This window comes from Aerosticca soli (assembly GCF_003967035.1).
Classification (GTDB): Bacteria; Pseudomonadota; Gammaproteobacteria; order Xanthomonadales; family Rhodanobacteraceae; genus Aerosticca; species Aerosticca soli.
On record NZ_AP018560.1, the window covers coordinates 1,646,273 to 1,667,038 of the forward strand.

Here is a 20,766-nt window from a genome sequence, read left to right on the forward strand (position 1 = left end):
CATGGCCCACAAGCTTTTCATCAAAACCCACGGCTGCCAGATGAACGAGTACGACTCGGCCAAGATGGCCGAGGTGCTCAAGGCCTCGCACGGCCTGGAGTTGACCGCCGACGAGAACGAGGCGGACGTCATCCTGATCAATACCTGCTCGATCCGCGAGAAGGCGCAGGAGAAGGTGTTCAGCCAGCTCGGCCGCTGGAAGGCGCACAAGGCCGGCGGCCGGCCGGTGGTGATCGGCGTCGGCGGCTGCGTGGCGAGCCAGGAGGGCGAGGCGATCCTGAAGCGCGCGCCGTTCGTGGACATCGTGTTCGGCCCGCAGACGCTGCACCGCCTGCCGGAATTGATCGAGGCACGACACGCCACCGGCAAGGCGCAGGTGGACGTGTCCTTCCCCGAGATCGAGAAGTTCGATCGCCTGCCCGAGCCGCGCGCGGAAGGCCCGACCGCCTTCGTCTCGATCATGGAAGGCTGCTCGAAGTACTGCTCGTACTGCGTGGTGCCCTACACCCGCGGCACCGAGATCAGCCGTCCGTTCGACGACGTGCTGGTGGAAGTGGCCACGCTCGCCGACCAGGGCGTGCGCGAGGTCACCCTGCTCGGCCAGAACGTCAACGCCTATCGCGGCCCCATGCACGATGGCGGCATCGCCGACCTGGCGGTGCTGATCCATGCCATCGCGCAGATCCCATCGATCGGCCGCATCCGCTTCACCACCTCGCATCCGCTGGAGTTCTCCGATTCGCTGATCGAGGCCTATGCCAGCGTGCCGAAGCTCGCCAACTTCCTGCATCTGCCGGTGCAGAGCGGCTCGGACCGCATCCTCGCGGCGATGAAGCGTGGCTACACCGCGCTCGAGTTCAAGCAGAAGATCCGCAAGCTGCGCGCGGTGCGTCCGGACATCTGCATCAGCTCTGATTTCATCGTCGGCTTTCCCGGCGAGAGCGAGGCGGATTTCGAGAAAACGATGCGGCTGATCGACGAGGTCGGCTTCGACCAGAGCTTTTCCTTCATCTTTTCCGCCCGCCCCGGCACCCCGGCGGCCAACCTGCCCGACGATACCCCGGCCGAGGTCAAGCACGCACGACTGGCGCGCCTGCAGGCGAAGCTCAACGACAACGCGCGCAGGATCAACGAGGCCATGGTCGGCACCGTGCAGCGCGTGCTGGTGGAAGGCCCGAGCCGCAAGAACGCAGCCGAGCTCACCGGCCGCACCGAGAACATGCGCTACGTGAACTTCCCCGGCCCGGCGGGGCTGGTCGGCCGCTTCGTCGACGTCGAGATCACCGCTGCGATGAGCAATTCGCTGCGTGGCCGGCTGCCGGTCGAGGCCCTCGCACTCGCCTCATGAGCGAACTTAACATTCGCGCGATCGACGCCAAGGATTTCGACTTGGCGTGGCCGGTCTTCCGCGAGGTGATTGCCGGCGGCGACACCTACAGTTTTCCGCCGGACATGGATTTCGCCGCCGCGCGCGCCGCCTGGACCACGCCGCCGGCACGCACCTATGTCGCCGAGCGCGACGGCACGGTGCTCGGCTGCTACGTGCTCAAGCCCAACCAGCCGGGGCTTGGCGACCACGTGGCCAACGCCGGTTACATGGTCGCCGCCGCCGCGCGCGGCCAGGGCATCGCCTCGGCCATGTGTCTCCATTCGATGGACGAGGCGCGTCGCGCCGGTTTCACCGCGATGCAGTTCAACTTCGTCGTCGCCACCAACACCAAGGCGGTCGCGCTGTGGCAGCGCCACGGTTTTGCGATCGTCGGCCGCGTGCCCGGCGCCTTCCGCCACGCCGTGCATGGGCCGACCGACGTCTACGTCATGCACCGATACCTATGAACGCCACACCCACCCAACGCGATTTCGCTCTCGACCCGGAAGACAACGCCCGTCTCGCCAATCTGTGCGGACCGTTCGACGAACACCTGCGCCAGCTGGAACTGCGCCTGGGCGTGGAGATCGACCACCGCGGCAACCTGTTCCGGGTGATCGGCGACGAGGCCGCGGCCCACACCGGCGAGCAGGTGCTGCGTACGCTCTACGCCGCCACCGAACAGGAGGCGCTGACCGGCGCGCGGATCCACCTGCACCTGTCCGAGGCGGGCATCGACGCCGCGGTCGAGGAGGCCGCCGCCGGCACGCAGGACGTGGTGATCAAGGTCAAGCGCGGGGTGATCAAAGGCCGCGGCCCGAACCAGGCGCGCTACCTGCACGCCATCGCCACCCACGACATCAACTTCGGCGTCGGCCCGGCCGGCACCGGCAAGACCTACCTCGCGGTGGCGAGCGCGGTCGAGGCGCTGGAAGCCAACCGCGTGCAGCGCGTGCTGCTGGTGCGTCCGGCGGTGGAGGCCGGCGAAAAGCTCGGCTTCCTGCCCGGCGATCTCTCGCAGAAGGTCGACCCGTACCTGCGTCCGCTGTACGACGCGCTGTACGAGATGCTCGGCTTCGAGAAGGTCGCCAAGCTGATCGAGCGCAACGTGATCGAGATCGCCCCGCTCGCCTACATGCGCGGCCGCACGCTCAACGATGCGTACGTCATCCTCGACGAGGCGCAGAACACCACCGTCGAGCAGATGAAGATGTTCCTGACCCGCATCGGCTTCGGCTCGGTGGCGGTGATCACCGGCGACGTGAGCCAGGTCGACCTGCCGCGCCACGTGCGTTCGGGACTGCGCCATGCGATCGAGGTGCTGCGTGGCGTCGAAGGCATCAGTTTCACCTTCTTCACCGCGCGCGACGTGGTGCGCCACCCGCTGGTGGCCAAGATCGTGCGCGCCTACGAGGCCTTCGAGCAGGCCGCGCCGGCAGCCGCCACACGTCCTGCCGAATCCGCCCGGCATGCCGACTAGCCACGGCGCAGCTAAAGCCGGCGCCCCGTCACCACGTGCGCCGCGGCTGCAGGTGCACTTGAGTTACGGCGTGCCGCGCCGCGGCCTGCCGGCGCCGGCGAGCTTCCGCCGCTGGGTGCAGGCGGCGCTGCACGGCGCCGGGCACCGCCGAGCCGCGGAGGTGGCGATTCGTCTCGTCGATGCGGACGAAGGCCGCGCGCTCAATGCCCGTTTCCGCGGCAAGGACTATCCCACCAACGTGCTGTCGTTTCCCGCCGAGCCGCCACCGGGCCTGCGCCTCGCGCTGCTCGGCGACCTCGCGCTCTGCGCGCCGGTGGTGATGCGCGAGGCGCAGGCGCAAGGCAAGCGCCCGCGCGATCACTTCGCCCACCTCACCGTGCACGGCGTGCTGCATCTGCTGGGCCATGACCACGAGGAAGCCGCCGCCGCCCAAGTCATGGAAGCCCTGGAAAAACGCATCCTCTCAGGCCTCGGCATCGCCGACCCGTACGCGGACGACTGAGGCGTTTTTCAGCGCAGCGACCCGCGCGCGATCGGACGAGCCACGCGGGCCAGGGCCAGCAGCCGGGCGAAGCGTCCCCAGCCGAGCACGGCCACCAGCGCTTGGGTGCACAGGAACGCCAGCACGAAGCCGCCGACGCCGAGCGGCGGCACATGCAGGCGCAGCACGCCGAGCGCCAGCGCCACGATCACGGCAGGCACGGTCGGACCCAGATAGGTGCCGAGCGTGGCCAAGGGCCGCGCGCCGAGCTGCGCGGCGCCACGCAGCAGGGCACGGATGGCCGAGCCGAGCAGCGGATCGGCGATGAAGGCCGCCCGCGCCGACTCCACCCATGCGTGAGCCAGCCACAGCACCAGGGCGCCGAGCGCGAAAGCGCCACGATCCGCCCAGGCGGCCTGGCTTTCGCGCACCGCCCGCGCGGCCTGGGCATCAGCCATCGCCGCCAGCGCCGCGACGAGGGCGAGCGCAAGGCCATACGGGAGCAAGGCGACCAGGGCCAGACGGAACATGCGGGCGTATTCGATCACGCCACACTGCAGCAGCTGATTGAGACTCAACGTGCGCTCGGCGCGCCCGGCCGCCACCATCATGCCGGCCAGCAACGGCGCGAGCAGCAAGGCGAGCAGTGTCGCGGCCAGACCGGCGCCGCGCAGCCAGGGCGCGCCTTCGCCAAGCCCGTGGACCAGATCGGCCAGGACCAGGCCATCCAGATGCCGCGCCCAATCATCGGCATGGACGGCGTGATCGAGCAGGCCGCGCAGCCCCTGCCAGAACGGCAACGCGACCACCAGGGTCGGCGCCAGCGACAGCACCGTCCACAGCAGCAGCAACCGCCACGACAGGGATGTCCGCCATACCCATCGCCACCCTGCCGCAGCACCCGCGCGCCGAGCCGTCGCGTGTCTCATCACAGGGTCTCCAGCAGGGTATAGAAGGTTTGCAGCAGCGCGGCGGCGTCGGCGCTCCAGCGGCGCGAGGCGCTGCCGTCGGCGCGCACGGTACGGCTGTCGTTGAGCTTGTCGGCATCGAGATACGCCTTGCGCTCGGGGTCCAGCTCGGCCGACACCGCCTTGCTCGGTCCGGTGAAGCTGAAGCGCGCCCAGCGCCGCTCGTCGTCCCAGCGCACGTCCTGATGATGGCCGTCGCTGAAGTTCACGCGCAGAAGCTGCGGCGCCGGCGCGCCGGCGCGCATGACGGTCACCGTGCTGCGCCACGGGAACGGACCTTCGTCCGGCTTGGCGTTCGGATGCGCCTTCCGCCAGGCCTCGCGCTGTGCGGCGATGCGCTTGGCCAGCGATTGGCTATCCTCCGCAACGCCGCCCTTGCCGGCGACGGGCAGGACTTCCTCGACATCGATGCCGGCGAGGCGATCGTCGATGTGCGCGGTGCCGTAGACGTACTGCTCGAACAGGCGGTCGACCTCGCGCGGCTGGCCGGAAACCTCCTCGAGCACGGCGCGCAGGTCGGCCACCGACGGATGGCGGAACTTCCAGCGCGCGTAGTAGGCCTTGAAAGCCCGCTCCAGGCTTGCCTTGCCGAGGCGTTCCTCGAGGTCGTGCATCATCGTCGCGGTGCGCGAGTACACCGTGCCGTAACTGGAACTGGAGAGCCGGTTCCAGGCGTTCTGGCCGAGCGGATCGGCCGGCTGCGAAAGCTGTGCGCCGGCGCGCTCCATGGCAAAGCCTTCCAGTTCCGGCGCAAAACCGAGCGTTTTCAAGAGCGGTGTGGCGAGCACGATGCCCTGACGGCGTGCGCGCAACATGCGCTGGTCCCAGTATTCGTTGAGGCCCTCGTCCAGCATCGGTTCCTCGAACTCGTTGGAGGCGAGGATGCCGTAGAAGTACCCGTGGCCGAACTCGTGGATGGTGACGAAGTCGGACATGTACTGGTTGAGCGTGCCCGGCTCGACCCGGGCGTAGCCCTCGGTGGTGAAGAAGGTCGGGTATTCCATGCCGCCGGCTTCCTCCGCGTTGTACGGCGGCACGACCACGGTGAGCGTGCGATACGGATACGGCCCCAGCGTGTCGGAGAAATACGTCAGCGCATCGGTGCTGGCCTTGAGCTGCGGCGCCGCGCTGCCGGCGTATTCGGGCGGATACAGCACGCGCACGGCGACCGGCGGGCTGCCCGGCCCCTGCCAATGGCCGTCCAGCGATCGATAACCCTTGGCCGCCACCCAGGCGAAATCGTGCACGTCGCCCTGCACGTAGCGATAGGTCGTCTTGCCGCCGGAAGATCGAGCTGTGCCCTGCAGTTCGCCGACCGCGCCCACGGTGTAGTCGCTGGGCACGGTCAGGCTGACGTCGAAACGGCCGAAGTCGGCGTAGAACTCGCTGTTGAAGTGGAACTCGTGCACGTTCCAGCGTGGCGCGGTGGCGCCGCGCTCGCCGGCCAGCTCCAGCACGCCGATCTTCGGAAACCATTGCGCGACCAGGTTGAAGTCACCCCACCAGCCGGTGCGCTCGACCACGCGCGGCAACTGGCTGAGGAAGTCGATGTCCAGCGTCAGCGTGCCGCCGGCCGGCACGGGTTGCGCAAGATCGACGCGCGCGACGGTCTGGTCGGACGCCGGGCCGCCGTCCGGATGCACGAAAGTCCACTTCAGCGCGCTGTCGCCCTGCTTCACCGAGGCGAGATCGATCCCGCCCCACTCGCCCTTCTTCAGCGAGGCCACGCCGCGCGAGCGGCCGTGCGCGGTGAGCACGCGGCGCTCGGTGAAGAAGGTGCTGCCTTCGTTGCGGAAGGCGTTGAGGTACAGGTGCAGATAGACGCTGCCGACCGGACCCTCGCTGCGGTTGCGCCAGATGAGACGCTCCTTGCCGCTGACCGCATGCTTGCCGGCATCGAGCTCAGCACTGATGCGATAGTCGACCACGCGGTCGGACAGGGTGGGCTCACTGCCGGTGCGCGGGCCGCCCCAGGCCATCGGCGCGCTCGGCACCCGCACCGCGGCCGCATCGGCAGGCGCGAGCGGGAGCTCGGCGACGGGTGCCACGGCAGCGGCAGCGACCGGCGCCACGCTGGAAACGGTCTGCCGGGCCCACGCAACGCCCGCCGCCCCGGCACAGGCAAGCCACAGCCCCACGACCGCCGACCGGCGGCAGATGACGACAGCACGCATGCGCATTCCCCTGTACCGCAAAGACCCGCGCGAGCATACGCCAGGTGCGGCTGGACAAGGCAAGGCGCGGCAGGCAACTTTTCGGCCGGCCGATGGTCTGTGCTGAACACGGCCATCTTTTGCAGGTTTCACCATGCGCATTCTCATCGTCGAGGACGACCCCGCGATTGCCGCTGCCATCGGCGGCGCGCTCGAGCACAGCGGCCATGCGGTCGATCGCATCGACGACGGCAGCCTGGCCGACCACGCCCTCAAGGACGGCAACTATGACCTGGCGATACTGGACCTGGGCCTCCCGGGGCTGGACGGACGCGAGGTGCTGGCCCGGCTGCGCCGCCGCGGAACGGGCTTGCCGGTGCTGGTCATCACCGCCCGCGAAGGGCTCAACGAGCGCGTCGGGGTGCTCGACATCGGCGCCGATGACTATCTGGTCAAGCCGTTCGCGCTGGCCGAATTCGAGGCCCGCGTGCGGGCGTTGCTGCGCCGGGCCGCGAGCGGCGGCGTGCCGGAGATCCGCATCGGCCGCCTGCGCCTCAACCTGCCCGGCCGCATGGCCTGGATCGAGGATCGCCCGCTCGCATTGACGCCGCGCGAATTCGGCCTGATCGAGGCGCTGGCCAGCCGTCCCAACCGGGTCACCAGTCGCGCACAGCTGACCGAGGCGCTGTGCAACTGGGACGAGGAGATGACGCCCAACGGGCTGGACATCGCCATGCACCGGCTACGCCGCAAGCTCGCCGGCAGCGGCGCACGGGTGCGCACCGTGCGCGGCCTCGGCTACCTGCTCGAAGAAGGCGAGGATGAGTAGTCCCGCCCCCCTGCAACCGCCCAGCCTGCGCCGGCGGCTGCTGCTGTTCCTGCTGGTACCGATGCTGGTCTTTCTGCTGCTGGATGCGGTGATCACCTACGCCGGCGCGCTCGCCTACTCCAACCGGGTGCACGACAAGGATCTGGCCGATGAAGTTTTGACTGTTGCACAGATGATCCGTCGTTACGGCATCCAGAGCGAACTGTCTCCAGAGGTACGTTTTCTGATCGAATACGACCCGGATGGCCATAATCATTTCAGTATCGTGAGTCGTAAACGCGGGCTACTCGATGGCCATGGTCGCTTTTTCAATATTCGACCATCGATTGGGCAAGCACCGTCTTTATACGACGTACAAACCCCACACCATCTATTGCGCGTGGCCGCCTACAGCATGCCCGCGCCCGACGATCCGGGCGACGTCATCACCATCAGCATCGGCGAAACCCTGCAAAGCCGGCATCGCAATGCGCGCGACATCCTGCTGTTGAGCATTCCCATGCAGTCGCTGCTCATCGTATGCGTGCTGCTGCTGGTCTGGTTCGGCGTCGATCATGGCCTCAAGGTACTGAACCCGCTGGTTGAAAGGCTGCGCCGGCGCGAACACGAACTCGAGCCGATCACCGCCGAGGATGTGCCGATCGAGATCCTGCCGCTCACCCGCACCATCGACCTCTTGTTCGCACGCCTCAAGCGCGCCATGCAGGCCCAGGAGCGTTTCCTGGCCGATGCCGCCCATCAGCTGCGCACGCCGCTGGCCGGTTTCAGGCTGCATGCCGAACGCGCCCTGGCCAATCCGGCTGACACCAAGGACGCCCTGCACCACATCCTGCGGCTCACCGAGCGCACCACGCGCATCGCCAACCAGCTGCTGGCGATCTCGCGCGCGCAGAGTCGCCTGGCCAACGGCAGCGAACTGCCGCTGCTCGATCTGGCCGCGCAGGTGCCTGGCATGGTGGCGCTGCGCGTACCCGAGGCCCTACATGCGGGCCTTGACTTAGGTTACCAGGGGCCGGATAAGCCGCTGCACATCCAGGGCCATGCCGACGCCCTGCAGGAACTCCTGGACAACCTGATCGACAACGCCATGCGCTATGCCGGCCCTGGGCGAAGCGCCACGGTGCGCCTGGGGCCATGCCCCGACGGCGGCGCGGAGCTGGTGGTGGAGGATGATGGCCCGGGCGTACCCGAAGCATTGATGCCCAGGCTCGGCGAGCGGTTTTTCAGGGTGCCCGGACACGAAGGCCCAGGCACGGGGCTTGGCCTTGCGATCGTGCAGCAGATCGCCCAGTTGCATGGCGCCCAGGTCACTTTCGGCCGCAGCGAGGCGGGTGGATTCAAGGTCACCGTCCGTTTCCCGCCCCCGGCTGCGGCCACCTCGCCTTGAAAGCCGTCTGAAAAAGTCGCCTGCGACATTGCCCCTCATGTATTTGATCAACGGATCGATTCCATCGTGATACGCAAAGCCGATTTCTGGTTGGAAGGCAGCGGCCCGCACGGCGTTCTGCTGATCCACGGCCTCACCGGCACGCCCAACGAAATGCGCATCCTGGCCAAGGCACTCCACCGGCGCGGCTACACCGTGCACGGCGTGCAACTGGCCGGCCACGGCGGCGACATGGAAGACCTGATCGCCACCGGCTGGCGCGATTGGTACGCCAGCGTCGACGCAGCCGCCGAGCGCATGGCGTCGCGGGTCGACAAGCTGTTCGTCGGCGGGCTTTCCATGGGCGCGTTGCTTGCGCTCAAGCTCGCGTCCGAATGGCGGGAACGCATCGCCGGCGTGGGCGTCTACGGCGTCACTTTCCGCTACGACGGCTGGAGCATGCCGCGCACCAGCCGCCTCGCCTGTCTTCTGCCGATGTTCAAGCGGCTCGGTATCGGCCGCTCACGCGTATTCATGGAACAGCCGCCCTATGGCATCCGTGACGAACAGCTGCGCGGACGGATCGTGGCCGCCATGCAGGGCGAGGACAGCACCGCCGCCGGCCTGCCGGGTAATCCGTGGCACGCATTGGCCGAGATGTACAAGCTCTCCACGCACGTGCGCCGTCGCCTGCATCGGGTGATCTCGCCTTGCCTGGTCGCGCACGCCCGCGAGGATGACGTCGCCAGCCTGCGCAATGCCGAACGGGTGCTGCGCGGCGTGCGCGCGCCGACCGATTTCCTGGTGCTGGACGACAGCTATCACATGATCACCATCGACCGGCAGCGGAGTCTGCTGGCCGAACGCTCGGCAGCGTTTTTCGATGCCATCAGCGGTGAAACACGCGCGCCGTTGGCCGCCTGAAGGTCTCAATGCAGCCGCTCGCGCTCGGACTATGGATGGCCAATGCCACCCTCGATACTTGTGGTCAACTCGCCTTCAAGGCGGCCGCCAATACACCGGCCCAAAGTACCGGTATCGCGCACTGGCAATACATGCTGAAACGCCCATGGCTGTGGCTCGGCATCACTTGCTATATAGCTGAGTTCTTTGCCTGGATCGCTTTTCTGTCCTTACTACCGTTATCCGAGGGAGTACTGCTCGGCTCGATCAATATCGTAATCGTCATGCTGGCTGGGCGTTTATTTTTCGGTGAACGACTCACACCCATGCGCGTGACCGGCATTTTATTGGTGAGCTTGGGCGTACTGCTCGTGGGCAGTTCGGCATGAAACGTCATATACCAGGTTTTTTGTTACTGATGGCGTTCGATACCTTGGCGCAGTTCTCCTTCAAGCTGGCCGGCGATCACGCATTGCCAGCGACCTTGGATAGAGCCTGGCTCCAACGCGTACTCACGTCGCCATGGGTGGCTGGCGCGATCATTGGCTATCTGGGGGCCTTTACAACCTGGATGAATCTACTCAAGCAGGCACCAATAGGTCCGGCATTTGCTGCCTCTCACCTGGAAGTGGTGAGCGTCGCCCTGCTATCGGTATGGTTTTTTCATGAACCACTGACCATGCGAGTGGTTCTCGGCGCGGCCGCCATCGTTGCAGGCATCATCTGCCTGGCATTATCAGAGTCCGCACCCGACGTGGCGATCACCCCCTGAATGTTGTTACATCGGGAAATTCCGCCCACTGCTGGGCTGCCTCTTCATTGGCAGGATCTCTTATCATTTGACACAAGGCCATCGCTCGCCGATTACCTGGCCAAGCAACTCGACATTCCAGATCCCTTATTGACCTGTTCGGGCACCGCTGCATTCATGGTGGCGTTGCGCGCGTTGCATCGCAAAGCCCCCTCGCGCCATGTGGTCGTCATCCCCGCCTACACCTGTCCGCTGGTACCCATTGCAGTGCGCCAGCTCGGCTTAAGCTTGCGTTTGTGTGACCTTCTACCGGGACATTTCGACCTCGATCCAAAAGCCCTCGCCGCAGCCTGCCGAGAAGATACCCTGGCCATAGTACCGACGCATCTGGCGGGCCTTGTCGCCGATGTAACAACGGCGCTTTCCATAGCCCGTAATGCTGGCGCCTTCGTGATTGAGGATGCTGCTCAAGCCCTCGGCGCAGAGCAAGACGGACGAAGCGTCGGCCTACAGGGTGATGCGGGCTTTTTTAGCCTAGCTGCAGGCAAGGGCCTGTCGACCTATGAAGGCGGCATCCTGATTGCGCGCGACAATGCAATACGCAAAGCCATGGCATACGAAGCAACTGAAATGCTGCCATGCAATTGGCGCATGGAACTACTGCGTTGCATGCAATTGCTTGGCCTAGCCATCTGTTACCGTCCATCGTTGCTCACTCTGGCCTACGGTTTGCCCCTTCGACGTTCATTACGCCGTGGCGATCCAATCGCCGCCATTGGCGATCATTTCCCCATGCAGGTGCCGCTGCATAGCGTCAGCCGCTGGCGACAGGCAGTTGGGGCGCGCGCGGCTGCGCGTTGGCCGGATTTTCTTGCCCATCGCCGTCTTCTCGCCCAGCAACGTATCGAGCGACTACGGCGCATCCACGGACTGCAGGTCTTCGATGAGCGCCCAGGCAGCACGGCAAGTTGGCCCTACTTCTTACTGCTGATGCCGGATGAGGCCAAACGTGACGCAGCGCTCGGACAATTATGGCAATCGGGCTTGGGCGTCAGTCGAATCTTTGTTCATGCATTACCTGATTACGACTATCTCGCTGACTGCATCCCACGCACAGCCACGCCAAGAGCACGGGATTTCGCCGCACGGACGCTAACCATTAGCAACAGCCCATGGTTGGAAGATGCCGATTTCGAGCACATCTGCGCCACGCTCGATCGTGTACTGCGCACCTGACCCGTGTTTCAGGTCGAAGCATTCGTGTAAAGATCGGCCATCGCATCGAGTAGTTCGAGGTCGAGTTCGAACTGCCGCGCCTGCCAAGCTGATAATGCGCATTCGTCGACTGGTGGCTGTGCATCGATCGCTGCCAGTATGCGCTTCCAGCGTCGCCGATAGCGGTATGAAGAGACTTCACCGGTGATATCGCTACCGATCAGGCCGGCATCCAAAGCGCCGATCAACGAACGCGCATGCTTGGGCTGAAGAACACCCTGATCCCAGTTGGTATGTGCCACATCTATTGAGAAAACATCCTTGTCGATGGAAAGATAGGCCGGCCGCGCAAAACGGCGTTGGTGATCGATGAAAGCATCGGTCAGGGTATCGGCGTCGGCAAAAGTCCGAAAAGCCGATGCCATTCCCAATCGATGCGCCCAACGCACGTCGACACCGATACACCAATAGGTCAAGCGCCCCTGGCATAATGGGGCAAGATAATTTTCCCATGCATGACGCAAGCCGACGTCTTGCGAGCAAATACCGACCACGTGCACATGAGCAATCTGCGCCAAGGCTGTCACGGAGCGCACCCAGGATCCGCAATGCACACCGAAAGGGAAGCGCATGTTATCAGGGTGATTATCCAGCACCACCACTTGAAACGGCTGGGTTGATGCCTTCCGCGCAATCAACGGCAAACTGAGATGATGAAAATCACCGCTACCGAGAAACACGGTGCCATATTGCAGCGGAAGTACATCATCGAGTACCCGGGCAAATTTCCGCAACGTCGCTGCTGAGCAACAGAATCGCAAGGATTCCTGCCAGTGTTCCAAGGGCACCACCAGCCGGTGCGGCAATGGACCGACCGAATGATCGAGGTCGAGCACCACAGGCTGGTTCATGCCGGCTGGACAGCAACCGACTCGCCAGCGAAACTCGGCGCCAGACGACGCAACAGACCACGCAACAGCGAACTACGTACATGCACCAAGTGTCGTGTCATGGTGAAACTCGCACCGAGATCACGTTTGACTGTTGCGTCGGTCCACCCGGCCACATAATGACGCAAGCCCCGAGACAAGGCGTAATCTATATTGCGTATCCAGCTCACGAAATAAAGATTATTTTCGCGTGCCGCAGGATAGGCAAGTCCGATATATTTGTCGATCAGTTTGCCGCTGTATTCATAGCACAGATTCCAGCCTATCATCTCACCATGATGACGGTAGACGAAAACGATTCCACGATTATTGGCATCCTGCAGCAGCGCGCGAAAGAAATCCATGCTCAATAAATCGAAATGCACCTGGCTCTGTGCATACACGTTGCGATAAAGCGCATAAAAATCCGCCAGAACCTCCGGCTTGTGGAAACGATCATCTCCGGTCGGTATGATGTCCACCTCGAGACGGTCTATCGCCCGCAACTTGCGGCGCAAATCCTTGCGGCGCGAAGCGGAAAGCCTGGCGAGATAAGCCTGGACATCATTGAAGTCCAGCGACAGGTAAGCCAATGCTTGGCCTTCCACGTCGATCCAGCCCTGCCTTTTACATGTGGCGACAAAGGTCTGCGCAAAAGCATTGTCGGAAGCATCCAGCAACGGTGAATCGCACGGTAAATCTTTGACGATCAACAACGGACATTCATTGCCATATGTCTGAAGCAATTCATCTACCAGCTTTATCGGGTCCGCCAAAAAAGGCAGTGGCGCGTATTCACTCACTGTGCTACCAATAAAACGGGTACGCCAGCGCAACAATCCCGACCAACGGCGATAAAACGGCCAGTGCATCACCTTTCGTCGCAATGCGTCATCCGCAGTAGTCAGCAAATCGAACGCCATAATAAAGCCAGGCATCCCCTGCACAGCGCGTTCTGCAAAAAAACCTTCAGGTGGATAGGCGATAAAATGCTCGATCAGCGATGCAGGTTCTAATTGCCCCCTGTATGTGGCCTCAACGCGAGAAATTTCCGAAGGCAAGAAAGGTCCGACGCTCTCCGGAAAGCGCTTTGCAAGCATGATCAACCCTGCTTGGCTCGGGTCAGCAGCTGGTCGAGCAACGCGATGGCGAGGTCGATTTCCTCGTGGGTGATGTCGAGCGATGGCGCCAGCGTGATCACATTCTTGTACCAGCCACCGACGTCGAGCACGAGGCCGATCGGCTTGCCGTCATGACGCAAATCGCCGGCCAGGCCGATGTCGACCATGCGGTCGAGCAGCGCCTTGTTCGGAGTGAAGCCGTCCTCGGTGCAGATCTCGGCGCGCAGCGCGAGCCCGAGGCCGTCGACGTCGCCGATCTCCTTGTGCCGGCGCTGCAGATCCTTGAGCCCGGCCAGAAAGTGCGCGCCCTTCTCCGGCACGGTCTGCTCGTAGTTCATCTCCTCGCCGAGCCGCATCACCTCCAGGCCCACGGCGGTGCCGAGCGGATTGGAGTTGAAGGTCGAATGGGTCGAGCCGGGCGGGAACACCTGCGGATTGATCAGTTCCTCGCGCGCCCACAGGCCCGAGAGCGGGTTGAGTCCGTTGGTCAGCGCCTTGCCGAACACCAGCACGTCCGGCGTCACGCCGAAATGCTCGATCGACCACAGCTTGCCGGTGCGCCAGAAACCCATCTGGATTTCATCGACCACCAGCAGGATGCCGTACTGGTCCATCACCTTCTTCAACTCGCGGAAGAAGTTCGGCGGCGGCACCACGTAGCCGCCGGTGCCCTGGATCGGCTCGACGTAGAACGCGGCGTATTCGGCCTGGCTCACCTTCGGATCCCACACGCCGTTGTATTCGGTCTCGAACAATCGCGCGAACTGGCGCACGCAATGCTCGGAGTATTCCTCCGGCGTCATACCCTTGGGGCGGCGGAACGGATACGGGAACGGGATGAACATCGCGCGCTCGCCGAAGTGACCGAAGCGGCGGCGATAGCGGTAACTCGAGGTGATCGACGAGGCACCCAGCGTGCGGCCGTGATAGCCGCCCTCGAAGGCGAACATCAGGCTCTTGCCGTTCTTGGCATTGCGCACCAGCTTGAGCGAATCCTCGATCGCCTGCGCGCCGCCGACGTTGAAGTGCACGCGACCCTTCAGGCCGAACTTGCGCTGCGCATCGAGCGCGATGGTCTTGGCGAGCTGCACGCGGGTCGGATGCAGATACTGGCTGGCCACCTGCGGCAGGGTGTCGATCTGCCGCTTGAGCGCGGCATCCAGACGCGGGTTGGCGTAGCCGAAGTTGCACGCCGAATACCACATCTGCAGGTCGAGGAAGGGCGTGCCGGCCGCGTCGAACATGTAGCTGCCTTCGCAGCGGCGGAAGATCTTCGGCGGCTCGACGTAGTGCACGGTGTCGCCGTAGGAGCTGTACAGCGCCTCGTCGGCGAGCAGCTGTTCGTCGGAAATCGCCTCGTCGGCGCGTTTGTCGAAAACGTTCATGGCAGGCAAAGAATCCCGTGGGGAGATAGGAAAAGAGCGGCCGCGTGGCAAAGGCCGCATCACGGCACGACGGCGGTCGCGTCCTCGAGCGTCAGGCGGCCCTCGAGCAGCGCAGGCAGCAACGCCAGCGCATCCTCGAAGCCGGTGATCGGCCGGTACGGAATGCCGCTCGCGCGGCAATGCTCGATCAGGCGGTGCTTGGCGAACACGAAATCCACCCGCTCGGCGGCGCAGAAGTCCGAGGCGCCATCGCCGATCAGCAAGGTGCGCGCACCACCGGCACGGGCCTGCTCGACGCAGGCGCACTTGCAGGTGCCGCTGCGGCAACCGGCGGCCTGGAACGGCGAGCTCAACTGCCAGCGCTGGGGCGCCGTGGCCGGTCGCAGGTGATTGGCGGCGAGCGGCAGGTCGTCCAGGTCATAGCGCGCGAGGATGCGCTCGATGGCGTAATCCAAGCCGTCGCTGACGATGCGCAGCGGCAAGCCGAGTTCGCGTGCCTTGGCTGCGAAGGCCGGAAAGGCGTGGTCGATCCACAGGCCCGAGAGATGCCGGTCGAGTTCTTCCCGGCTCATGTCGAGCAGTGCGACCTGGCCGGTCATGCATTCGCGCGAGCCGATGCGGCCGGCGCGCCAGTCGCGTTCGAGTTCACGCCAGCCAGGCCGGCCATAGCGATCGAGCAGCGAGTCGATGACGTCCTCGACGGCGATGGTGCCGTCGAAATCACACAGGATGGTCCAGGAATTCACGCGAGGCCTACACTAAATCAGGTGATGAAACGCTAGAGCGGCGCACTTTCATCGGCCTTTCCGTCCCGCAGGCAGACCGGCTACGCTGATAAAAGGTTCAGCTTGATGATCATTCCACATGACCGATTTGACGGATTTGCGGCGCCTCTTCGCGGGGCTCGTGCTTGCCGGCGTGCCGTTCGCGGCCACATGGGCTGCCGATGACGCGGCACCGAGTTACGCCCTTGGCGCCGGCATGGAACGCATGCCGGCCTGGATCGGCGCGGATCACCACCGCAACCAGGCGGTGCCTTATTTCGACATCGAGTTGCCGGGCTGGGGCGAGCTGTCCAGCACCGATGGCCTCATGCTCGACCTGATCCACGACACGCCATGGCACGGCGGGCTCTACGGCAACTATCAGTGGGGCCGCACCAGCCATGCGCTCGGGCCGCGCCTGAAAGGCATCGTCGATCCGCTCGGCCCGCGCATCCACGGCGGCGGCTATCTGGAATATCACTTCACCGAGCACACGAGCCTCGGCGGCCATGTGAGCCACGACACCCAGGGCGCCGGCGCCTATGCGGCGCTGTACGCCGATGTCGACCTACCCTCCATCGGCTACTGGCAACACTCGCTGGAAGCACAGTGGCAAGGCATGAACGGCGCCGCGATGCGTCGCTTCTTCGGCCTGCGCCCGGCACAGGCGGCCGCGCTCGGCGTGCGCGCCTGGCAACCCGGCGCGGGTGGCGAGCAAGTGTCGCTGGAATACGATGCCTTCATGCCCACCAGCCGCCACACCGGCTTCGCACTCGCGCTCGATTACGGCAGGCTGATCGGCCCGGCCGGCAACAGCCCGTTGGTGCAGCGCTTTGGCGCCCGCACCCAGGTCACCACCTCGATCGCCTTTCTCTATCACTTCTGAGCATACGAAGGCCGAGGGCGACGGGCGTCGCCAGAACTCGAGCAAGCGCGGATGGAGTCAACGCCGCCTGCCTGGACGGGGGCTCCGACAAGAATCCAAGGGCGCAAGCCCTCGAGGGCGCATGGAGCGCGGCTCGGGCGACGTGTACCCGCGTCCCAGACAAGCCACTAAAGATCCTTGGCCAGCACTTCGAAACGCAGATCGTCACGCAGGGGAATGCCGAAGCGCTCGTCCCCGTAGGGAAAGGGCTTGAGCACACCGGTGCGACGATAGCCGCGGCGGCTGTACCAGGCGATGAGCTCCTCGCGCTGCACGATCACGGTCATGCCGATCTGCCGGCAGCCCCAGTCCTCGCGCGCCCGGCGCTCGGCCTCGGCCAGGACGCGGCTGCCGACACCGTCGCCCTGCACGAGCGGATCGACGGCAAACATGCCGAAATAGGCGCTGTCGTCGTGCTGCTCCAGCTGACAGCTGGCGATCAGACGCCCGTCGCGCTCGGCAAGGATGATGCAGGCCGATGGCCGGGCGATGATCGAGGCCACCTCGTCCGCATCGGTGCGCTGGCCGTCCAGAAGGTCCGATTCGGTAGTCCAGCCACGGCGGCCGGAATCACCGCGATAGGCCGATTGCACCAGCGCGACGATCGCATCGATGTCGCCCGGGCCGGCGAGTCGAAAATGCAAGGGTCCGTTTGTCATCGCTTGATGATAACGGCGAATAAACGCGAAAGGCTGATGTCGTCAGTGCCAGCGGCCGAGCAGGTCGAACAGCACCAGATCGGCGCGCAGCGGACCGCGCAGCGCCTCGCGGGCACGGTTGGCCTCGTCGAACCACGCTTGCAGGGTTTCCGCATCGAGCCGGCTGGCCAGCGGCGGCGGGCTTCCGTCCGCCCGGGCGCGGGCTTCGTCGGCGGCCGCCTGGGCGGCGAACCAGAGCCGCTGGGCCGGCTCGTCCTCCTGCCAGCGGCGTGCCACCGGCAGCGGCGTCGTCCTGCCGGCGGCGAGCGCGGCCAGATCGCCGCGCACGGCCTCGCGACGCTCGAGCGCCCCCTGCGTCGCCCAGGTCAAGGCCAGCCCTGGATTGCCACCGGCGGCGGCAAGCGCCTGCGCGGCCGCCTGCACGCCCTGGGCCTGCAGCCAGGCAAGCGCCTGCGCGGACGGCGGCAAGGAAAAATCGATCCGCTGGCAGCGGCTGCGGATGGTCGCCGGCAATCGCCACGGCGCATCGGCGACGAGCGCGATCAAGGTCTGCGGCGTGGGTTCTTCCAGTGTCTTGAGCAAGGCATTGGCGGCGGCCGCATTCATCGCGTCGGCCGGATCGAGCAGCGCCACCTGCCAGCCGCCGAACTGGCTGGCCATGGCCAGGCGCGCGCACAGCTCGCGGATCTGCTCGACCACGATTTCGCTGCGCTGCGTGCCGTCCTTGCGCAGGCCCTGGCTCACCGCGATCACGTCCGGATGGGTGCCGGCCGCGAGCAGGCGACAGCTGCGACAGACGCCGCACGGCTCGCCGTCTTCGCTTTGCTGGCACAGCAGACCCTGCACGAAACGACGCAGGAAGTCGCGCTTGCCCAGGCCCGCCGGACCGCTCAAGAGCAGCGCATGCGGCAGGCTCTCGCGACGGCGGCGTTGCTGCAGCCGTTGCCAGGCCTCGACATGCCAGGGCGGCAGGTTCATCGGCCGGCCTCGCGCAACAGCGGTTCGAGTGCCCGGGTCGCCGCCGCCAGCACCTCCTCGGCCGGTCGACCGGCATCGAGCCGCCGGAAGCGCGCCGGTTCGGCCGCCGCGCGCGCCGCGTAGGCCGCCCGCACCCGCTCGAAGAAGGCATCGGCTTCGCCCTCGATGCGGTCGCTCGCGCCGCGTCCTGCGGCGCGCACCCTGCCGGCCGCGACCGGCAAGTCGAGCAACAGGGTGAGATCGGGCACCAGACCGTTGCAGGTCCATGCCTCCAGCTGGGCGATGCGCTCGTATGGCTGCCCGCGACCGCCGCCCTGGTAGGCATAGCTGGCATCGACGAAGCGATCACACAGCACCCACTGGCCCGCCGCGAGCGCAGGCCCGATCGATTCGCGCACCAGCTGGGCGCGGGCGGCGAACATCAGCAGCAGCTCGCTTTCCGCGCACATGCCGCGCAGGGCCGGATCGAGCACGATCGCACGCACCGCCTCGCCGAGCGCGGTCCCGCCGGGTTCGCGCGCGAGCACCGGCGTGATGCCGTGGCGCAGGAGATGTTCGCGCAGGCCGGCGATGAGGGTGCTCTTGCCCGCGCCCTCGCCGCCTTCCAGGGTAATGAAACGTCCGCGCACGGTCATGGGCAATGCTTCAGCTGGTAACAGGCGACATGGCGATTGTGCTCGGCCAGGGTGGCGGAGAACACGTGGCTGCCGTCGCCGCGAGAGACGAAGTACAGCGCATCGCCCGGCGCCGGATGCAGCGCCGCCACGATCGAGGCCTTGCCCGGCAGGGCGATCGGCGTCGGCGGCAGGCCGCCACGGGTGTAGGTGTTGTAGGGCGTGTCGGTGACGAGATCGCTCTTGTGGATGTTGCCGGCATAGCTTGCGCCCATGCCGTAGATCACGCTGGGATCGGTCTGCAAGGGCATGTGTCGCTGCAGTCGGCGGATGAAGACGCCGGCGATCTGCGCGCGCTCGTCGGCGCGGGCGGTCTCCTTCTCGACCAGCGAGGCGAGAATCAGCGCCTCGTAGGGCGTGGCCAGCGGCAAGCCAGGGTCGCGTCCCGGCCACAGTTGGTCGAGCGTCCGCTCCATCGCCGCATGGGCGCGCCGCAGCAGGGAAAGATCGCTGTCGCCCTTGAGGTAGGCATAGGTTTCCGGCAGGAAAAGTCCCTCCGGGGCCTGGCCGGGCGCGCCGATCGCCCGCATGATGCCGGCATCGTCCAGCGCCGTGCCGTCGTGCCGCAAGGCCTCGACGCGATCGAGCGCGGCGCGCAGCTCGCGGAAGGTCCAGCCCTCGACGATGGTGAAGAAATGCTGGACCACGCGCCCGGCGGCCATGTCCTCCAGCAGCCGGCGCGGCGTGATGCCGGTGGGCAGCGCATATTCGCCGGCAAGCAGGCGTCCGCCCGCGTGCAGTTCGAGAGCGAGCAATCGCCAGTAGACCAGCGGTGCGCGAGTGGAACCGCGCCGCTGCAGCATGCCGACGATGCCGCGCAGGTTGCTGCCACGCGGCACCTCGATCGACTGGCCGGGACCGGTGGCGGCAAGCGGCGTGGCGGCGAAGCGGGTGAAGCCGTACCAGCCCCAGGCGAGGGCGACGGCCATCGCCAGCAAGACGAGCGTGATGATCGTGCGACGGACGCCGGCAGGCGGCAGGATCCGGCTCATGCTTCCTCCGGCGGAAAGCCCAGGGCATGCCAATGGCGCTGCAGTTCGCGTGCGACCGGACCGGGGGCGAAGCACTGCTCGTCCCAGGCCCGCACCGGCACGATGCCGCGCACACCCGAGGTCAGGAAGATTTCGCTGGCGGTGGCGAGCTCGGCGACGGTCAGCGGCCGTTCGTCCACCGCGCGCGTCGCCAGGATCTCGGCGCGGGCCACACCGGCCACGCCGCAAAGGTCGAGCCGCGGCGTGACCAGCACGCCGTCGATCACGGCAAACAGATTGGCCATGGTGGCCGATACGACGTGGCCGCCGGCATCGAGCAGCAGACCCTCGCCGATCGACGGGTCGTCCCATTCGGCACGGGCCAGCACCTGTTCCAGACGGTTCAGGTGCTTGAGGCCGGCCAGCCGCGGCTGCGCGGCGAGACGCAAGGCGCACGTGCGCACGCGAATGCCCTCGCGCGCGGCCGGGACGGACGGCGCCGACGGCGCGAACGCGGCGACGATGCGGGTGGGCTGCACGACGGCCGGCGGCGCATAGCCGCGCGGGCCCTCGCCGCGGGTGAGCGTGATGCGCACCACGGCGGAAGGAAGGCCCGCGGCGACCTCGCGCGCCTCGCTCAGCAGGCGCGCCGGGTCGGGCGCGGGCAGTCCCAGCCGCGCGCAACCGGCAGTCAACCGTGCCATGTGACGGCCCCACAAAGGCGCGCCATCACCGACGAAGCGCACCGTCTCGAACAGACCATCGCCATAGGCCAGCCCGCGATCAGTGGCGCCCACCATGGCGTCACGGCAGCCATTCACCCGGATCCGCGGCGGCGTCGGCAT

21 protein-coding genes and 1 pseudogene are annotated in these 20,766 nt (G+C 66.0%); 11 read left to right on the forward strand and 11 right to left on the reverse strand.

Going from position 1 to position 20,766, the window contains the following annotated elements; all coding sequences use genetic code 11:
* Nucleotides 1-10 precede the first annotated feature (10 nt).
* The 4 genes and pseudogenes from miaB to ybeY all read left to right on the forward strand — a co-directional run.
* Nucleotides 11-1,348 (forward strand): annotated as a pseudogene (gene miaB, locus ALSL_RS07755) (tRNA (N6-isopentenyl adenosine(37)-C2)-methylthiotransferase MiaB); the annotation flags it as partial.
* Complete coding sequence (locus ALSL_RS07760) at nt 1,345-1,836, forward strand: GNAT family N-acetyltransferase (protein ID WP_126538002.1); 492 nt, start codon at nt 1,345-1,347, stop codon at nt 1,834-1,836. The pseudogene miaB and the gene ALSL_RS07760, both read left to right, overlap by 4 nt.
* Complete coding sequence (locus tag ALSL_RS07765; protein WP_126538004.1) at nt 1,833-2,849, forward strand: PhoH family protein; 1,017 nt, start codon at nt 1,833-1,835, stop codon at nt 2,847-2,849. Before ALSL_RS07760 ends, ALSL_RS07765 begins: the two co-directional genes overlap by 4 nt.
* Nucleotides 2,839-3,351 carry an rRNA maturation RNase YbeY gene (ybeY, locus tag ALSL_RS07770; RefSeq protein WP_126538006.1) on the forward strand — a complete coding sequence of 171 codons (513 nt, stop codon included), beginning with the start codon at nt 2,839-2,841 and terminating at the stop codon, nt 3,349-3,351. Before ALSL_RS07765 ends, ybeY begins: the two co-directional genes overlap by 11 nt.
* An 8-nt stretch (nt 3,352-3,359) precedes the next feature.
* Here ybeY and ALSL_RS07775 read toward each other — a convergent pair whose 3' ends face one another.
* A complete protein-coding gene (locus ALSL_RS07775) occupies nt 3,360-4,259 on the reverse strand; it encodes a hypothetical protein (RefSeq protein ID WP_126538008.1) in 900 nt (299 codons plus the stop codon).
* Complete coding sequence (locus tag ALSL_RS07780) at nt 4,259-6,472, reverse strand: M1 family metallopeptidase (RefSeq protein ID WP_161970941.1); 2,214 nt, start codon at nt 6,470-6,472, stop codon at nt 4,259-4,261. Before ALSL_RS07780 ends, ALSL_RS07775 begins: the two co-directional genes overlap by 1 nt.
* Nucleotides 6,473-6,605: 133 nt before the next feature.
* On the opposite strand from ALSL_RS07780, the gene ALSL_RS07785 reads away from it, so the two are divergent.
* The 6 genes from ALSL_RS07785 to ALSL_RS07810 all read left to right on the forward strand — a co-directional run bounded on the left by ALSL_RS07785 (nt 6,606) and on the right by ALSL_RS07810 (nt 11,536).
* On the forward strand, nt 6,606-7,280 hold the full coding sequence (locus ALSL_RS07785) for a response regulator (RefSeq protein ID WP_126538010.1): 675 nt from the start codon (nt 6,606-6,608) through the stop codon (nt 7,278-7,280).
* The gene (locus tag ALSL_RS07790) at nt 7,273-8,667 is read left to right on the forward strand and encodes a sensor histidine kinase (RefSeq protein ID WP_126538012.1); all 1,395 of its coding nucleotides are present in this window, start codon (nt 7,273-7,275) and stop codon (nt 8,665-8,667) included. Before ALSL_RS07785 ends, ALSL_RS07790 begins: the two co-directional genes overlap by 8 nt.
* A gap of 66 nt (nt 8,668-8,733) precedes the next feature.
* Nucleotides 8,734-9,570, forward strand: coding sequence for an alpha/beta hydrolase (locus tag ALSL_RS07795; protein WP_126538014.1), 837 nt, complete (start codon nt 8,734-8,736; stop codon nt 9,568-9,570).
* An 8-nt stretch (nt 9,571-9,578) separates the two neighbouring features.
* Nucleotides 9,579-9,938 (forward strand): EamA family transporter, encoded by a 360-nt coding sequence (locus ALSL_RS07800; RefSeq protein WP_126538016.1) that lies wholly within the window; start codon nt 9,579-9,581, stop codon nt 9,936-9,938.
* Nucleotides 9,935-10,321 carry a DMT family transporter gene (locus ALSL_RS07805; protein ID WP_126538018.1) on the forward strand — a complete coding sequence of 129 codons (387 nt, stop codon included), beginning with the start codon at nt 9,935-9,937 and terminating at the stop codon, nt 10,319-10,321. Before ALSL_RS07800 ends, ALSL_RS07805 begins: the two co-directional genes overlap by 4 nt.
* Nucleotides 10,322-11,536: a DegT/DnrJ/EryC1/StrS family aminotransferase gene (locus ALSL_RS07810; protein WP_126538020.1), complete on the forward strand. Its 1,215-nt coding sequence runs from the start codon at nt 10,322-10,324 to the stop codon at nt 11,534-11,536.
* An 8-nt stretch (nt 11,537-11,544) separates the two neighbouring features.
* Here the strand turns inward: ALSL_RS07810 and ALSL_RS07815 are convergent, their stop codons facing one another.
* The 4 genes from ALSL_RS07815 to ALSL_RS07830 are packed head-to-tail and all read right to left on the reverse strand — an operon-like array spanning nt 11,545 to nt 15,696.
* Nucleotides 11,545-12,426, reverse strand: coding sequence for a hypothetical protein (locus ALSL_RS07815; protein WP_126538022.1), 882 nt, complete (start codon nt 12,424-12,426; stop codon nt 11,545-11,547).
* On the reverse strand, nt 12,423-13,544 hold the full coding sequence (locus ALSL_RS07820) for a GNAT family N-acetyltransferase (protein WP_126538024.1): 1,122 nt from the start codon (nt 13,542-13,544) through the stop codon (nt 12,423-12,425). The genes ALSL_RS07815 and ALSL_RS07820 overlap by 4 nt, the downstream gene beginning before the upstream one ends.
* Nucleotides 13,545-13,546: 2 nt before the next feature.
* On the reverse strand, nt 13,547-14,950 hold the full coding sequence (locus ALSL_RS07825; RefSeq protein ID WP_126538026.1) for an aspartate aminotransferase family protein: 1,404 nt from the start codon (nt 14,948-14,950) through the stop codon (nt 13,547-13,549).
* A 59-nt stretch (nt 14,951-15,009) separates the two neighbouring features.
* Complete coding sequence (locus ALSL_RS07830) at nt 15,010-15,696, reverse strand: MtnX-like HAD-IB family phosphatase (protein WP_126538028.1); 687 nt, start codon at nt 15,694-15,696, stop codon at nt 15,010-15,012.
* A 118-nt stretch (nt 15,697-15,814) separates the two neighbouring features.
* Here ALSL_RS07830 and ALSL_RS07835 point away from each other — a divergent pair, with 118 nt between their 5' ends.
* Complete coding sequence (locus ALSL_RS07835; RefSeq protein ID WP_126538030.1) at nt 15,815-16,600, forward strand: MipA/OmpV family protein; 786 nt, start codon at nt 15,815-15,817, stop codon at nt 16,598-16,600.
* Nucleotides 16,601-16,767: 167 nt separating this feature from the next.
* Here ALSL_RS07835 and ALSL_RS07840 read toward each other — a convergent pair whose 3' ends face one another.
* Genes ALSL_RS07840 through pabC form a run of 5 tightly spaced genes read right to left on the reverse strand, consistent with a single transcriptional unit; the run spans nt 16,768 to nt 20,766 of the window.
* Nucleotides 16,768-17,298 (reverse strand): GNAT family N-acetyltransferase, encoded by a 531-nt coding sequence (locus tag ALSL_RS07840; RefSeq protein WP_126538032.1) that lies wholly within the window; start codon nt 17,296-17,298, stop codon nt 16,768-16,770.
* Between the two features lie 42 nt (nt 17,299-17,340).
* A complete protein-coding gene (holB, locus tag ALSL_RS07845) occupies nt 17,341-18,276 on the reverse strand; it encodes a DNA polymerase III subunit delta' (protein WP_126538034.1) in 936 nt (311 codons plus the stop codon).
* Entirely contained in the window at nt 18,273-18,911 is a 639-nt protein-coding gene (gene tmk, locus ALSL_RS07850) for a dTMP kinase (protein WP_126538036.1), read from the reverse strand. Before tmk ends, holB begins: the two co-directional genes overlap by 4 nt.
* Nucleotides 18,908-19,942 (reverse strand): endolytic transglycosylase MltG, encoded by a 1,035-nt coding sequence (gene mltG, locus ALSL_RS07855; protein WP_126538038.1) that lies wholly within the window; start codon nt 19,940-19,942, stop codon nt 18,908-18,910. The genes tmk and mltG overlap by 4 nt, the downstream gene beginning before the upstream one ends.
* A complete protein-coding gene (pabC, locus tag ALSL_RS07860) occupies nt 19,939-20,766 on the reverse strand; it encodes an aminodeoxychorismate lyase (RefSeq protein ID WP_126538039.1) in 828 nt (275 codons plus the stop codon). The genes mltG and pabC overlap by 4 nt, the downstream gene beginning before the upstream one ends.

Bases quoted from the DNA above. Each gene is read 5' to 3' on its own strand.
- mltG (WP_126538038.1), bottom strand. From the start codon at position 19,942: ATGAGCCGGATCCTGCCGCCTGCCGGCGTCCGTCGCACGATCATCACG.
- ybeY (WP_126538006.1), top strand. From the start codon at position 2,839: ATGCCGACTAGCCACGGCGCAGCTAAAGCCGGCGCCCCGTCACCACGT.
- ALSL_RS07805 (WP_126538018.1), top strand. From the start codon at position 9,935: ATGAAACGTCATATACCAGGTTTTTTGTTACTGATGGCGTTCGATACC.
- ALSL_RS07800 (WP_126538016.1), top strand. From the start codon at position 9,579: ATGCAGCCGCTCGCGCTCGGACTATGGATGGCCAATGCCACCCTCGAT.
- pabC (WP_126538039.1), bottom strand. From the start codon at position 20,766: ATGCCGACGCCGCCGCGGATCCGGGTGAATGGCTGCCGTGACGCCATG.
- ALSL_RS07775 (WP_126538008.1), bottom strand. From the start codon at position 4,259: ATGAGACACGCGACGGCTCGGCGCGCGGGTGCTGCGGCAGGGTGGCGA.
- ALSL_RS07840 (WP_126538032.1), bottom strand. From the start codon at position 17,298: ATGACAAACGGACCCTTGCATTTTCGACTCGCCGGCCCGGGCGACATC.
- ALSL_RS07760 (WP_126538002.1), top strand. From the start codon at position 1,345: ATGAGCGAACTTAACATTCGCGCGATCGACGCCAAGGATTTCGACTTG.
- holB (WP_126538034.1), bottom strand. From the start codon at position 18,276: ATGAACCTGCCGCCCTGGCATGTCGAGGCCTGGCAACGGCTGCAGCAA.
- ALSL_RS07785 (WP_126538010.1), top strand. From the start codon at position 6,606: ATGCGCATTCTCATCGTCGAGGACGACCCCGCGATTGCCGCTGCCATC.
- ALSL_RS07815 (WP_126538022.1), bottom strand. From the start codon at position 12,426: ATGAACCAGCCTGTGGTGCTCGACCTCGATCATTCGGTCGGTCCATTG.
- tmk (WP_126538036.1), bottom strand. From the start codon at position 18,911: ATGACCGTGCGCGGACGTTTCATTACCCTGGAAGGCGGCGAGGGCGCG.
- ALSL_RS07765 (WP_126538004.1), top strand. From the start codon at position 1,833: ATGAACGCCACACCCACCCAACGCGATTTCGCTCTCGACCCGGAAGAC.
- ALSL_RS07780 (WP_161970941.1), bottom strand. From the start codon at position 6,472: ATGCGTGCTGTCGTCATCTGCCGCCGGTCGGCGGTCGTGGGGCTGTGG.
- ALSL_RS07810 (WP_126538020.1), top strand. From the start codon at position 10,322: ATGTTGTTACATCGGGAAATTCCGCCCACTGCTGGGCTGCCTCTTCAT.
- ALSL_RS07825 (WP_126538026.1), bottom strand. From the start codon at position 14,950: ATGAACGTTTTCGACAAACGCGCCGACGAGGCGATTTCCGACGAACAG.
- ALSL_RS07835 (WP_126538030.1), top strand. From the start codon at position 15,815: ATGACCGATTTGACGGATTTGCGGCGCCTCTTCGCGGGGCTCGTGCTT.
- ALSL_RS07790 (WP_126538012.1), top strand. From the start codon at position 7,273: ATGAGTAGTCCCGCCCCCCTGCAACCGCCCAGCCTGCGCCGGCGGCTG.
- ALSL_RS07820 (WP_126538024.1), bottom strand. From the start codon at position 13,544: ATGCTTGCAAAGCGCTTTCCGGAGAGCGTCGGACCTTTCTTGCCTTCG.